Raw genomic sequence first — 12541 nt, forward strand, 5'->3', positions numbered from 1 at the left:
AGGTTAATTGTAAAATAGTGATGTTTCTTATAGGGTATGTGATTTAGTATACAGAGAAGCAAAGGGGGATTTTGGTACATTCAAGCCAGAAATTTGCCGCGGGCAGACTTGAATCCTTTCTTTTGTGAATTAATTCACCTTTTTATGTGAAATCTTTCACCTTTAATGAGGCATATAAAATGGATGGCATCTTTGGATGCACGGATGGGTCGCGCAGGATTGGGAGAGGGGGGATGACCTCTAATGTCTTATGAAGGAGGCTTCATAAGAACAGAAGAGAGCCGAAGAGAGATGACTATGAAGGAGCTTGGATGTGAAAGGCTACTACTACTGGGGATATGATAAGGAGAATACTCATTGAAAAAGCTAATTTCTTTGACTGTCAGCGCAGCTTTGCTGCTCGCGCCACTCGCGTATACGATTAATGCACCTGCCTTGAATCTAAAGGTGGATGCGGTTTCAGCGGCTTCGGAGGAGGCACCTGCGGCGACAGCGAAACCAACAGCAAAACCAACAGCAAAACCAACAGCAAAACCAACCGTGAAACCCAAACCAACCGTGAAACCAACAGCGAAGCCAACGGCGAAACCAACCCCGAAAACAACGGCTAAACCGGCGGCAACGGCCAAAGCGACCGCAAAACCAACGGCAACAGCCAAGCCCGTTGTAACAGCTAAACCTGCCTCAACAGCGAAACCAACGGCAACGGCTGCACCAGCTGTTACCGTTAAGCCAACTGCAACCATTGCACCGGCAGCGACCGCAAAACCCGTAACGGTTAAGCAGAATGTGTATCAGGACGGAGTGTATACAGCTTACGGCAATGCTTACTCCAAAGGTACCGAAGGCGCTAAGGTAACCATTAAAGATGGTAAAATCACTGACATTGAGCTGCTGAGAACCAGCCCGAAGCTTATCGACAGAAATGCCCGCGAGAATTACAGCGGCGTGTGGGTGGCCTACAAGCTGATGAAGGACAGACTGCTTGGCCAGACCAGAGACAGCGCAGCAGCAGTGGATGCGGTTTCCGGCGCAACACGCTCCAGCAATGGCTGGAAGCTGTCGGTCGACAGAGCATTTGAAAGAGCGCTTAAGGTCAAGCCGGCGGATGCTGTTTATTTTGCAGGCGACCATATGGGTGTAGATCCGGAAGGCAAATATGCTGTATTCGCCAGCTACGATGCTAATAAGCTTACTGCGGTGAAGCTGTATCCGCTGAATGCAGCCGGAGATTTCGTGGACGAAAAAACCTACACAGCAGAACAAACTGCAGCAATTGCCGCAATTACACCTGTACTGCTGGCAAACGGTTCTTCCACCCAGCCGTTTGCCGGCTTCGAAGCGGAGTCCAAGGCTGCCATCAAAGCTTTCTGGGATGCAGAACAAAACGCAAGCATCAACAACACTTCGGCGTATATTGACGGGTTCTATTCTTCCTACGGCACTGCAAGAAGCGTGGGCGTAGAAAGAGCAGATGTGGTGATCCGCAATGGCAGGCTGGTTGATGTGAAGCTGTACAGACTGGGCACCAACCTGATTGACAGAGGCGCAACCGCTTATGCTGAAGTAGTGAAGGCCAACGCTCCAATGACAGCCAAACTGCTTGCTAACGGTTCTTATATCGCTAATTATAATGAGAAGGTAGACGGAATCTCCGGCGCTACCGAAAGCAGCCACGGCTGGAATCAGGCTGTAGAGAGAGCTTTCGAGAAGGCTCTGAAGGCTCCGGCTGCCGGCCGGTACTTTGACGGCAAATTTGCCGGCGTGGACAATGCGTCCAGGATTTTCATGCTTGTTGATGTAGCAGCAGACCAGGTAACAGGCATCAAATTGAGCTTGTTCGGAACAGACGGCAAACTGATTGCAGACGATAAGCTGACTGCTGAACAGAAAACTCTGGTTGAACAGTTGACTGCCGGACTTCTTGACAAAGGCGTACAGATCGCTGACGTTACGGGTCAGGAAGCGTTGACCGCAGCGGCGAGAGCCGCACTGACAGACGCTTTGACCAATGCTTCCAAGGAGCAGGGCGCTTACAAAGACGGCACCTTCACTGCCTATGGCGATGCTTATGACAAAGGAACGAACAAAGCTGACGTTACTCTGCGCAACGGCAAAATCGTAAATGTTGCTCTGAGCCGTGTAGGCATGAATATGGTTGACCTGGGCAAAAATGCTTATGCTGAAGTGCAAAAAGCCCTTCCTCAACTGACAGCCAGCTTCCTTGCCGCCGGCACCAGAGAAGGTGTGCAGCAAGTGGATGCGGTATCCGGGGCAACCAGCAGCAGCAATGCATTGAAAGCTGCGGTGGACAGAGCATACGGCAAAGCTGAAGTTGTTGAGGCCGGCAAAGCCGCTTACTTTAACGGAGCTTTTATTGGTGTAAGCACCGACAAAACTGTAAATGTAATGGTTACTGTAAAATATAATGTTCCAGTGACCATGGCCGTGTATTATCTGGATGCAGCAGGCAAAGTAAAAGCTTACGATCAGCTGACTGAAGCTGAAAAGGCTGTAAAGGCAGAAATCGAAAATACTTCGTCGGGCAATGGCCTGCACAAGTATGGGTACCGTGCAGCGGCATTCGGCAGCAATGATGCTGAGAAGGAAGTCTCCGCCAAAGCGGTTGAAGCCATCAAAGCTGCACTGGAAGCAGCAGGAAAATAATTTTTTTAGGACATCATTAAGGGTTGTTCCGGGTCATGCATGATATGCTCCCCATATAGTAGACAGGTGAAATAATAAAAACCTGTTACTGTATGGGGAGCATTTTTATGGAACAAAAGAAGTTTACAGCGTTCGAAAAATTAACGATCCTCCAAGAAATTAAAGAGGGATTTATCGGAGTAAAGGCTGCAGCCCGAAAGTTCGGAGTAACCAAGAACTCTATTATGAAATGGCGGCGACGGTATGAGTTGTACGGTTACGAGGGGCTAGACGTTCGGACTCATAACCGTACATATTCTGAGGAGCTCAAACTCCAAGCGGTTAGGGATTATCTTGAGGGGGAATTGTCGCAAAGCCAAATCATCTACAAGTATAAGATTGCAAGCACTACCCAACTCGCCAACTGGATTAAGAAGTATAATAGTCATAGCAACAGCTTAACCGCTAATTCAGGAGGAACTAGAGGGATGACCAAAGGACGGATAACGACATGGCAGGAGCGGATCGACATTGTGCTGTACTGTCTTGCCAATGGACAAGATTATACGAAGGCGGCAAGCCATTTCAAGGTGTCCTACCAGCAAACATATAGTTGGGTGAAGAAGTACCAGGCCGGCGGAGAAGAGGCTCTGCGGGACGGCAGAGGGCGTACGAAAGCGCCGGAAGAGCTGACGGATGCAGAACGCTACAAGCTGGCCATGAAGAAGCTGGAATACGAGAACGAACGGCTCCGTGCGGAGAATGCTTTTCTAAAAAAGTTAGAGGAACTCGAAAGGAGGGGACATTAAGTTCCGTTCGTCAAGAGAATATCTACCTGGCCATCCAGGCTGTTCAGCAAGAGGAGTCCTGCTCTATTCAGCTTTTGTGTGAGATTGCAGGCATTTCGCGGTCAAGTTATTACAAGTGGCTAAACCGCAAACCGAGCCGCCGAGAAGTCCACAACGAGAAGCTCATGCAAGAGATGCTCTGCTTGTACGAAAAGGTGGAACGCATCTATGGATACCGCCAACTGGCCCTGCATTTGCGCAGGCAGATAGGCAAACCCATTAATACGAAACGAGTGTACCGTCTCATGAAGATCCAAGGCATCCAGTCGGTCATTCGTAGAAGGCGGAAGAAGTACGTAGGCTCTACGCCTCAGCAGGTCGCAGAGAATGTGCTGAACCGTGAATTCCATGCCGAAGCGCCAAACCAAAAATGGGTTACGGATGTCACGGAATTCAAGTATGGAAACGGAAAGAAGGCATATTTGAGCGCCATATTAGACCTATACGATAAGTCCATTGTTTCCTATGTGCTAGGGCATTCCAATAATAACGCACTGGTTTTTGAGACCTTTGAGCTCGCCGTACAAGCGGCACCTCAAAGTCATCCCCTACTCCACAGCGACCGTGGGTTTCAGTATACTTCCTTGAAGTTCAAGGAGATGTTAGACGAAACAGAAATGAAGCAAAGTATGTCCCGAGTAGGCTGCTGTATTGATAATGGACCGATGGAGTCCTTCTGGGGGACACTGAAATGTGAGAAGTATTACTTGGATACCTACCGGACCTTTGAAGAGCTCCAAAAAGATATTGATGCCTACATTCACTTTTACAATAACGAGCGGTTACAGGCAAAACTAAACGGCCTTAGTCCCATTGAATTCAGGACCAAGGCCGCTTAAAATACTTTTATTTTTTGTACTGTCTACTTGACGGGGTGCAGTTCAGCACATGGCCTGGAGCAACCCTTTTTTTATCGTTTCAAAAATTATGGTTACATTCTAATCTTTTAGTTCAACTCGTCTAAAGGGAAAAGAGGTGAAATGCATTTGAATTGTGTGCAAGCGGGCGGAATGGTGAATCGAGTAATGGTATAACAAGCTACAAGATTTTCGGAGCTGGCGGAATTGGGTAAAAACGGCTTGTGATGGGACAAGGGCATAATTAGAAATAGGAATCGTATAGTAATTAAAGGGATTTTGGAGATGAATGTCTAAAGTTTAATATACACAAACAGGCTTAGGCCCTGTTAGTAATAGGAGGCTCCAAAAATGACACTAATTAAACAGCTATCTCCACAGGATGAATTTGTCGGCTTTTATCTGCTGCGAGAGCTGGCAATCAAACAAACAAACGGTACTCCTCCAAAGGATTATTTTGATATTGTTCTGGGTGATTCCAGTGGCCAGATCTCGGCCAAGTACTGGGATGCAAGCACAACGGATAAAGAAACCTTTTTCCCGATGGCGCTGGTGAAGATCCGCGGATTGCGCATACGTACCGTGAGAAGCTCCAGGTGAAAATAACCAAGATCAGACTCGCCAATGACGGTGACAACGTCTCTCTTACTGATTTTATCAGGTCCGCCCCGATCCGGCCGGTTGATCTGATTCATACGATTAAAGGCGTTATGGCGAGCATCACTGACCCGGAGATCGCAACGATCGTATCTTTTTGTGTGGGTAAGGTGGAAAAGAAATTAATGCATTATCCGGCGGCCAAAACCCATCATCATGCTTATTTTGCCGGACTGGCCTATCATATGGTGCGGATGCTGGAAATCGGCGAGTTTCTCTGCAAGCAGCGTCCGTTCCTGAACCCCGACCTGATGAAGGCGGGAATTATTCTGCATGATATCGCCAAGCCGGAAGAGATGATTTCCCAGTTCGGGATCGTGTCTGATTACAGTGTGCAGGGCAAGCTGATCGGCCATATCTCCATGGCTTCGAACTGGATTACCGAGGCCGCGATCCGCTCCGGCATTGATTTGGAGTCGGAAAAAGTGCTCGGCCTGCAGCATCTGGTATTATCCCATCATAATCTGGGTGAATGGGGCAGCCCGGTGCAGCCGCAGACGGCGGAGGCCGTGGCCCTGCATCATATCGATGCGCTGGATGCGAAGCTGCAAATGGTAGAGGATGCGCTGGATACGACACCTGAGACGGAGGAATGGACGCCGTTTATCCGGGGGCTGGAGAATAAGGCTGTGTACCGGATGAAGATTTAATTTTCGCGTATGGATGTTCAGAATTAATGTAAGTCTTCGGCAACGACTTTAGTCGTCAATATTTATGTCAAAGACCGCCTGCTTAAGCAGGTGGTCTTTGACATAAATATAAGAATTTATATGCTTCACGCTGTAAATTATCCTTCTATTTCTCGCTGAAACGGGTACCTGAAAGCGATACTCTGTATCGCTGCTTCGGAAGCATAGGCTCCTAATAAGGACGGCGTAGCCGTTTCTACTTGAAAGATAAGAGTTTATATGTTTTGGGGGAACAGACTTCCCCCTTATTTAACTGTAATGCAGTGTAACAAAATGTGGATATCTTGGAAGCCTCACAGGATATAAGCGATGCAGGAGGATAGGGCTCCATCAGCGGACTGATGCGGACAGGGGAGCCCTTATTTTGCCAAAAATCTTACTTTTTCAGCAGTTACGGACTCAGGAGCCGTTAGATCGTTCGATGGAGCCAGGAATAAAGGGGAAAGGGACAAATAAGGGCATCTGAGTCCGTAGTCCTGCGGAATAGACGAATCTTCTATCCATAACGGCTCCCCTGTCCGTAACGGCTGCGGATCGATCGCGAAGGAATAGGGCGATCCGTCTTTACCGGTTTCTTCGCAGGTGCTAGTTGGAAAAAGGGAACTTATTTTTCCAGAAATTAAGAAATCCTGAGAGTGAAGTGGAAAAAGTAAACCTAATCATCCATGGCCTGGCGGCCACCGTCGGTCATGAAAATCAGGTGAAGTCAGAGTGTATATTTGGTAAAATTGTGCCGTGGATCAGAGGTCGATTCAATATTGGTGAAACATCCCGAAACCTAATCTGACCCACTGCAACGACGAGGATCGCCGAGTGTTGCCATGAGCACGTGTATAAAATTTTATCTCTTTAGGTTGCATGATCCACGCATACTTTTGGCTTGGAGGTAGGGAATATGGATGCCATTCGTGAACGTTGTGCCGGGTTGGATATTCATCAGGAGACAGTGGTGGTTTGTCTGCTGAGTGGCCCCCTGGAGAAGAGACCCAGGTCGGTGACCGAGACGTTTGGAACCACAACCCGTGAGCTTTTGAGATTACAGGAGTGGCTGGAGCAGCAGGGATGTACCGAGATTGCCATGGAAAGTACAGGGGTCTTTTGGAAACCCGTATGGAACATTCTGGAGAGCACCTGTACGATCACGCTGGCCAACCCGCATCATATCCGCAATATGCCCGGGAAGAAGACTGACGTCAAGGATGCCGAGTGGATCGCCAAGCTCCACCGCTGCGGCTTGATTGAGGGAAGCTTTGTCCCGGACGAGCCCATCCGCGATTTGCGTGACCTTACCCGGTATCTGCGCAAACTTAAGCAAAACGCGACGCAAGAAAAGAACCGGATTCACAAAATTCTACAAGATGCCAACATTAAACTGACTACGTATGTCTCCGATCTTTTTGGCGTTTCCGGGCGTGCGCTACTGGACTCGATGGTGAATGGCGAAGTGCTGGATGTGCATGAGGTCCGCAAGCTGGTTCATACCCGGCTGAAGATGAAGGTGCCCTCCCTTGTGGAGGCATTGAACGGCCGACTGCGCCTGCATCACCGGAAGATGATCCGGCGTCATTTGGAACATTTGCAGTATCTGGAGAGTGAAATCCAGACGTTGGAAGCTGAAATTGAGGAGCTGGTGCAACCATACATGAAGGAAATTGAACTGCTGGATACCGTTCCAGGCGTGAGCACCGATGCGGCGGCGAGCATCGTGGCGGAACTGGGTACCGACATGTCTCCTTTTCCAAGCGAAGCCCACCTGGCCTCTTGGGTGGGGGTGTGTCCAGCCAACCATGAGAGTGCCGGTAAAAAAAAGTAAAAAGAACAAACGCGGGAACCGAGGTCTGAAAGCCGTACTCGTCCAGTGTGCTTGGGCGGCGAGTAAGTCCAAGAATAATCGGCTTTCCGCCATGTACAGTCGGATCGTGAAACGGGCAGGAAAACAGAAAGCCATCATCGCATTAGCCCATGCGATGATCCGAATCATGTATGTGATGCTTCGGGATAAAGTCCCCTATACAGAGCTCGGGACGGAATATCTGAACACCCCAGAGCAGACCGCAAACTACCTGATTAAAAAACTTCAAAAGCTAGGCTACCAAGTGGAACTGACACCTACCACATGATAACCACTTTTTAAAAAAATGAAGTTCCGATTTAGGGAATCTTTAAAGCGAAACTCACTTTCGAGCTGTGAAGCGGAAAAGTTATTTTCGTATAAATTGGGCCACATTTCTGGTCCAATGGCGAAATGGGCTGAATTAGTGTCCCTTTTTCCACTTCATCTGCCCGAGGGTAGGGTACTCCGGCAAATTAGTGTCCCTTTTTCCACTTAAAGAGTTGCCGTAGGATTCACGGGGAGTCGTTCTCCCGGTAACGCTAGAACCAAGACGGCTGCGCTGTCCCGTGGAGGACGGCGTAGCCGTTTCTACTTGTGACTGCCAAGCTATGCTGAGAGAAACAACGCTCTGGATTTGTATGCCAAAGGTTTAGCATATGTTAAAGGATTGACATATGTTAAACCTTTGACATATAATCGGATTAAAGATGATTTGGAAGCACTTTCAAATCATCTTTATACAAACTACCGATGGGGGAATGTACACATGAAAGGATTTAAAAAGGTATCTTTAACAGCGCTTACTTTGATATTATCCGCCTCTTTGTCTGCCTGTGGAAGCAGCGGCAGCAAATCCACCACCTCTTCAGATAAATCCGGCACGGATAAAAGTGTCAAGATCACTTTGCTTAATTCCAAAGGTGAAATTCAAACCCAACTAGAGGATGCGGCCAAGAGCTTTCATGAGGCATATCCTGACATCACACTGGAAATTCAGCAAGTGCCGAGCGGCACATCGCCTTTTGAAAGAGCTTCCACGCTGTATGCCTCCGGCAATCAGCCTACCATGATTATGCTGGATACCGGGGATGTAGCCAAATTCAAGGACCACATTCTTGATCTGAGCGATGCGAAGTGGAATGGCGACGCTATTGACAGCGCGCTTGATCTGACTACGTTTGACGGCAAAAACTATGCTTTCCCGCTGGCGGTTGAAGGGTATGGCCTGATCTACAACAAAGCAGTCCTGGATAAAGCTGTAGGAGGGAACTTTGATCCTGCTTCGATCAATACCACTTCTTCACTAGAGGAGCTTTTCAAGAAAATAGAAGCCAGCGGAAAAAAAGCCCTCACTATTTCTCCGATGGACTGGTCGCTTGGCGCTCATTATCTTTCTCTGGCTTACGGAGGGCAGAGTAAGGACAGCACGGAGGTTGCCGGCTTTATCAGCTCCCTTAGAGCAGGAACTGTGGATTTGTCCTCCAACAAGGTATTTAACGGGCTGATGGACACCTTCGATGTGATGATGAAGTACAACATGGAACAGGCCTCGCCGCTTTCTCCAACTTATGAGAAGGGACCTGAAGTGCTGGGCAAGGGTGAAGTAGGCATCTGGTTTATGGGCAACTGGGCATGGCCGCAGATCAGCGGCTTTGATACAGCCGACAAGCAATATGGCTTCCTCCCTGTGCCCGTCAGCAATAATCCCGATGATTACGGCAACACCCAAATTTCTGCTGCTGTAAGCAAACGTATTGTTGTAGACAAGGAGAAGACGACTCCGGAGCAGCAGGCGGCAGCCAAAAAATTCTTTGACTGGATCGTATATGAACAAGCCGGACAGGATTTCCTGGTGAATAAAGCCAATATCGTCCCTGCCTTCAAGAATATTACTATGGAGACACCAGATCCGTTAGGCAAGTCGATTCAAGCCTATTTGGCTGCCGGCAAGGTGGAGCCGTCTCTGAGCGATCTGCCGGCCGACCACTGGACCAAGGTGGGGGCATCCATGCAGAAATATTTGTCCAAGGCCGGCGACCGGGCCACTTTGGCCAAAGAGATTCAGGACTACTGGAAAACAGTAAAGTAATGTGATTCTGCCGGCGGGGCTGTTTCCGGCCCTGCCGGTTTTCAACACGAAGGAGAGTGAGCATGCGATGACTGGAGAAAAAGGCTTTTGGAACCGGCTGCGGCTGCGGCTTCTGTTTACCGGGCCTACCTTGTTTGCCTTTTTGACCGTAATGATTATTCCTTTTATATATGGCATTTACTTAACCTTTACGAGCTGGGACGGCATTTCTGTTGGACATACTTTGGTCGGCTTCCGGAATTACGGATCGGTTTTTGCGGACTCGGAATTTTGGAGCTCCTTTGGGCTTACCCTCAAATACGTGCTGTTTACCGTAGTGCTCACCAATGTATTGGCCTTTATGCTTGCTTACGCGCTTACCAAAAGAGTCAAGGGCCAGAATGTTTTCCGGGCGGGATTTTTCATGCCAAACCTGGTGGGCGGCATCGTGCTGGGTTTCATCTGGCAATTTATTTTTAACAATGTACTGGTCTATCTGGGGCAAAAAGCCTCCATCGGCATCTTCAGCGCATCCTGGCTGGCTGAACCGGGCAAGGCCTTCTGGACGCTGGTCATTGTTACCGTCTGGCAGTATGCCGGATATATGATGGTGATCTATGTGGCGGGTTTAACCGGTGTGCCTGCCGATATACAGGAAGCCGCCAGCATCGACGGAGCCAACAGCTGGCAAAAGCTGACCCGTATGACTATTCCCATGATGGTGCCTTCGTTTATCGTATGTCTTTTTCTGTCATTGCAGCGCGGCTTTATGGTCTATGATTTGAACTTGACTCTGACGAAGGGCGGCCCATTCGGCTCTACACAGCTTGTGTCCATGCACGTGTACCAAAAAGCCTTCTTGTCACGGGACTACGGTGTCGGCCAGGCTGAAGCGTTCGTCCTGTTCCTGCTCGTGGCCGTAATCACATTGCTGCAGGTATATTTCAGCAAAAAGATGGAGGTGGAAGCCTGATGCGCGTCCAAAGACAGCTTGGCTCAGCGGCAAAATTCGTTGTGTTGGCTATACTGCTGGTTTTATTTCTCGTTCCCTTTTTACTGCTGATGCTAAACTCCCTGAAAGAAAACGCGATGATTACTTCTAACCCGCTGGCCCTGCCTACCAGCTTTAAATTCGCCAATTACAGCTATGCCTTTAAACAGATGAACTATGTAGACGCATTCACCAATACCATTATCATCACGGCTTTCAGCGTCATTCTGATCGGGATTTGCGGCGCCATGACCGCCCACTATTTTGTGCGCAATCCCAGCAGGCTGAACCAGAATACATTTCTGTTTATGGTAGCGTCCATGATTATTCCGTTCCAGGCGATAATGATTCCTTTGGTGAAAATTTACGGCTCTCTCGATATGCTGAACAGCAAGTCTTCCCTGATCTTTATGTACCTGGGGTTCGGCAGCTCACTGGCCGTGTTTATCTATCACGGTTTTATTAAGAGCATCCCTAAGGAATTGGAAGAGGCCGCGATGATTGACGGCTGCTCCAGAATAAGAATGTTCTTTCAAATTGTATTTCCGGTCCTGGTACCGACGACGGTGACCATCGGGATTCTAAATGTTTTATGGATCTGGAACGACTTCCTGCTGCCATCGCTGGTCCTGGTAGAGGCTGAACAACGCACTTTGCCTCTGTCCACTTATTCCTTTTACGGCACCTACACGGTCGATTACGGTCCGCTGATGGCGAGCCTGATGTTGACCATTCTGCCGGTAGTGATTGTGTATTTGTTCGCTCAAAAATACATTATCCAGGGCGTTATGCAGGGTTCGGTGAAGTAGCTGGTTGCGAAAATGATTTGATGCACCGATATCATCCTGGCGGCACAGAGAGTGGGGGCCAGTGTACTGGGGACACGCCACAAGCCGCGATTTGATTCATTGAGAGCATCGGCCCGTCTGAGAGAGCGGAGCCATAGATAGATGATTGATATATTGGATAGCAGTAGGAGGGAGAACATGGTGTTCAAATTAGATGAGAGAATCAAGCTGCCGGCCGATAGAGAGTACGATGTGCTGACAGCGGGAGAGATGCTGGTTGATTTTATATCAGAGGAGGATCAGAATACTGCAGGGCAAGGGACGTATCATCCTTTTTTCGGAGGGGCTCCTTCCAATATCGCAATGAATATCAGCCGCCTGGGTATCCGTCCTATAGTGGCTTCGGCAGTCGGTAATGACCGGCTGGGTCTTTTTTTGGTTGAATCATTGAAAAAGGCAGGAATTGATACCAAGTGTGTGCAAATTGTAGAGGATTCTACCAGTCTGGTGCTTATCACGAAAAGCACGTCCACCCCTGTCCCGATCTTTTACCGGGCTGCGGATTACCAATTGGCCTATACGCCGGAACTGGAGCAGGCAGTGCTGAAGGCCGGGTTCGTGCATTTCTCCTGCTGGCCGATCTCAATGGAGCCGTCGCGGCAGACCATTAACCGGGTGATTGAGGCGGCGAAGCGGCGCGGCATTCCGGTATGCTTTGACCCGAACTACCATCCCCAGGTCTGGCGGAAGGGCGAGGATGGCACGGCCTATGTCAAGAAGATTATCAGCCAGGCGGACATCGTGAAGCCTTCGGAAGACGATGCGGAGCGGCTGTTCGGCCGCGATACTCCCGAGAACCAGGTGCAAAAATACATCGCGCTCGGCGCAGGTCTTGTCATTATGACGCTCGGCAAGGACGGCGCGATTGTCTCGAATGGACAGGAGACGGCCCGGTTTGAGACGCTGGCGCATGAGGTGGTCGACACGACCGGAGCGGGTGACGCTTTCTGGTCGGGGTTCTATACGGCGCTTGTCAGAGGCTCAACGGTCCGTGAGGCGCTCCGCTCAGGTTTTGCCGTAAGCGCATTTAAGCTGAAATATACCGGTGCAGTGGTTCCGCTGCCGGATCTAAATATAATACAAGCCGAATACGGATGTTAGGG

Annotated in this window: 8 protein-coding genes and 1 pseudogene; all 9 read left to right on the forward strand. The window is 49.2% G+C overall.

The window, feature by feature from the left end; all coding sequences use genetic code 11:
- Positions 1–357 precede the first annotated feature (357 nt).
- The 9 genes and pseudogenes from JI735_RS16285 (at position 358) to JI735_RS16325 (ending at position 12539) form a co-directional block, all read left to right on the forward strand.
- Positions 358–2667, forward strand: coding sequence for an FMN-binding protein (locus JI735_RS16285; RefSeq protein ID WP_039835922.1), 2310 nt, complete (start codon positions 358–360; stop codon positions 2665–2667).
- A gap of 107 nt (positions 2668–2774) precedes the next feature.
- Positions 2775–4333, forward strand: a protein-coding gene (locus JI735_RS16290; protein WP_085979244.1) for an IS3 family transposase whose coding sequence is annotated in 2 segments (ribosomal slippage) — positions 2775–3408 and positions 3408–4333 — 1560 coding nt in all. Because the reading frame shifts where the segments join, the coding sequence is not laid out codon by codon here.
- A gap of 369 nt (positions 4334–4702) precedes the next feature.
- Positions 4703–5658 (forward strand): annotated as a pseudogene (locus tag JI735_RS16295) (3'-5' exoribonuclease YhaM family protein).
- Positions 5659–6592: 934 nt separating this feature from the next.
- Entirely contained in the window at positions 6593–7510 is a 918-nt protein-coding gene (locus JI735_RS16305; RefSeq protein WP_411830110.1) for an IS110 family RNA-guided transposase, read from the forward strand.
- A gap of 91 nt (positions 7511–7601) precedes the next feature.
- Positions 7602–7817: a hypothetical protein gene (locus JI735_RS35825; RefSeq protein WP_233182827.1), complete on the forward strand. Its 216-nt coding sequence runs from the start codon at positions 7602–7604 to the stop codon at positions 7815–7817.
- A gap of 480 nt (positions 7818–8297) precedes the next feature.
- On the forward strand, positions 8298–9620 hold the full coding sequence (locus JI735_RS16310) for an ABC transporter substrate-binding protein (protein ID WP_039834833.1): 1323 nt from the start codon (positions 8298–8300) through the stop codon (positions 9618–9620).
- 67 nt (positions 9621–9687) lie between these two features.
- Entirely contained in the window at positions 9688–10572 is an 885-nt protein-coding gene (locus JI735_RS16315; protein WP_039834837.1) for a carbohydrate ABC transporter permease, read from the forward strand.
- On the forward strand, positions 10572–11399 hold the full coding sequence (locus JI735_RS16320) for a carbohydrate ABC transporter permease (RefSeq protein WP_039834834.1): 828 nt from the start codon (positions 10572–10574) through the stop codon (positions 11397–11399). Before JI735_RS16315 ends, JI735_RS16320 begins: the two co-directional genes overlap by 1 nt.
- Positions 11400–11576: 177 nt before the next feature.
- Complete coding sequence (locus JI735_RS16325) at positions 11577–12539, forward strand: carbohydrate kinase family protein (protein ID WP_039834835.1); 963 nt, start codon at positions 11577–11579, stop codon at positions 12537–12539.
- Positions 12540–12541 lie beyond the last annotated feature (2 nt).

Origin of the sequence: Paenibacillus sonchi, assembly GCF_016772475.1 — a bacterium.
GTDB lineage: Bacteria > Bacillota > Bacilli > Paenibacillales > Paenibacillaceae > Paenibacillus_AQ > Paenibacillus_AQ sonchi.